Source organism: Azoarcus sp. TTM-91, assembly GCF_012911025.1.
GTDB lineage: Bacteria > Pseudomonadota > Gammaproteobacteria > Burkholderiales > Rhodocyclaceae > Azoarcus.
Genome location: NZ_WUEI01000254.1, coordinates 1 through 1526, shown reverse-complemented (window position 1 = coordinate 1526; position 1526 = coordinate 1). Strand labels below are relative to the sequence as shown.

Below are 1526 nucleotides of genomic sequence, written 5' to 3'. Positions count from 1 at the left end.
TAGGCTCCGGTCTCGTGGGCTCGGAGATGTGTATAAAGAGACAGGTTTTGCTGCTGTGGCCCGGAGTTCCCGCCCCCCATACGTTTCGGCATCTTCCGCAGCAGATGGAAGTCCACTGAGGGCCTTGGCGCTGCGATGGTTTTCCCCTCTCCCCTTGTGGGAGAGGGGAAGGGGAGAGGGGGGCGCGGCGCTTGAGCGACCATTGGCGCCCTGGCGGGCACTCCCCCTCTCTCCGGCCCTCCCCCACGAGGGGGAGGGGAAAGACTTCGCTCTATGGGAGGTGGGGCTGGCCATGAGGCCTTGGCGGTTGCTGCAAGGGGGTTGAAAGAGCATTCCTTGCCCGGAGCATCACCAGCGCCAGCGGTGTTTCCTAACGCGATCTGCTTCAGCGGTACGTTGATCCAACGACCAGGCTCAGCTGCGCAGTGCCCAGCCGGCGCTGCACCTCACTCCTTTACCCGGCCCAGGTCGGCCAGCGGATGCTCCCCACTGAAGCGCGCGCGCAGCACGTCCTCGGCGTAGCCCTGCGGCACTTGCTCCAGCGCGGTGTATTGCCAGCGCGGCTGGCGGTCCTTGTCGATCAGCAGGGCGCGCACGCCTTCGGCGAAGTCCGCTTGGGCGGTGGCGCCGAGGGAGGCTTGGTATTCCAGCCGGAACACTTCCGCCAGCGACAGCTGGCGGGCTTGGTGCCACAGGGTGGCGGAGAGCACCGCCGAGCTGGGGGCGCCGTGGGTGAAGGCGCGGCCGGCGGCGGCGAGCCAGGGATCGGCGTCGTCGGCGAGCTGGCGCAGGCGGGGGGCGATGGCGGCCAGGTCGGGCAGGCCGCCGCCAGTGGGGCCGATGGCTTGTTCGATGCGGTCGAAGTGGCGGTACAGCGGCGCAGTGGCGATGTCGTCCGGCAGCGCGCGGGCCTGCAGCAGGCGGCTGAGCTGGGTGCGGTCGGCTTGTGCTTCGCCGCTCCAGCGGGTGGCGGCGAGCGCGGCCAGCACATCGTCCAGGGCCTCGTCGGCGAGGACGAAGTCGGCCAGGCCGGCGAAGCGGGCGCTGGCGGCGTTCAGCGCGGCGCCGGTCAGCGCCAGGAAGAGGCCGCCGTGGCCGGGCATGCGCGGCAGGAACCAGCTGCCGCCGACGTCCGGGTACAGGCCTATGGTGATCTCCGGCATGGCCATGCGGGTGCTGGGCGTGGCGACGCGATGGGAGGCGCCGGCGAGCAGGCCGATGCCGCCGCCCATGACGATGCCCTTGCCCCAGCACAGGATGGGTTTGGCGGCGGTGTGGATGCGGTAGTCCAGCCGGTATTCGCGTTCGAAGAAGTGGGCGGCTTCGGGCACCGGCCTGCCGCCGGCGGCCTTGATGGCGCGGTACAGCGCAGCGACGTCGCCGCCGGCGCAGAAGGCCTTGCCGCCGGCGCCTTCGAGCAGGATGCCGGCGATGGCGGGGACGGCCAGCCAGGTGTCCAGCGCGGCGGCCAGACGGTCGATCATCGGCAGCGTCAGGGCGTTGAGCGTCTTCGGGCTGTCCAGGGT

Annotated in this window: 1 protein-coding gene; it reads right to left on the bottom strand. The window is 70.7% G+C overall.

Annotated elements, in window-relative coordinates; translation table 11 throughout:
* Nucleotides 1–446: 446 nt before the first annotated feature.
* Nucleotides 447–1526 (bottom strand): enoyl-CoA hydratase/isomerase family protein (locus tag GRF61_RS24070; RefSeq protein WP_169153143.1); only part of this gene is annotated, 1080 nt, incomplete at its 5' end.